This window comes from Kocuria sp. NBRC 114282, from assembly GCF_030268385.1.
In the GTDB taxonomy this organism is placed as follows: Bacteria; Actinomycetota; Actinomycetes; order Actinomycetales; family Micrococcaceae; genus Kocuria; species Kocuria palustris.
Genome location: NZ_BSQO01000041.1, coordinates 1 through 321, shown reverse-complemented (window position 1 = coordinate 321; position 321 = coordinate 1). Strand labels below are relative to the sequence as shown.

Here is a 321-nt window from a genome sequence, read left to right as displayed (position 1 = left end):
GCGCTCAGGTTGCACGCGAGGGGCTGGCGGCTGGTCGATATCGCCAAGGAGATCGGCTGCAGCGCGCCGATGGTCGGGGTCATGGCCCGGAGCGGCAGGCACCTCGATGCCAAACCGCTCGGCTGGAAACCACGCCAGGGCTGCCTGACGATCGATGAGCGCGAGCAGATCCTTCTGGGGATCAATCGTGGCGACACATTCACCGCGATCGCCGGGCAGCTGGGGCGAACGGTGTCCACCATCAGCCGTGAGGTCAAGCGCGGCGGAGGCCGCTGCGAATACTCGGCTTGGCGCGCACATGAACGTGCCCGCCAGCAGACT

1 protein-coding gene is annotated in these 321 nt (G+C 67.3%); it reads left to right on the top strand.

Features of this window, described 5'->3' with window-relative positions:
• Positions 1-321 (top strand): helix-turn-helix domain-containing protein (locus tag QSJ40_RS12635; RefSeq protein ID WP_285731354.1); only part of this gene is annotated, 321 nt, incomplete at both ends.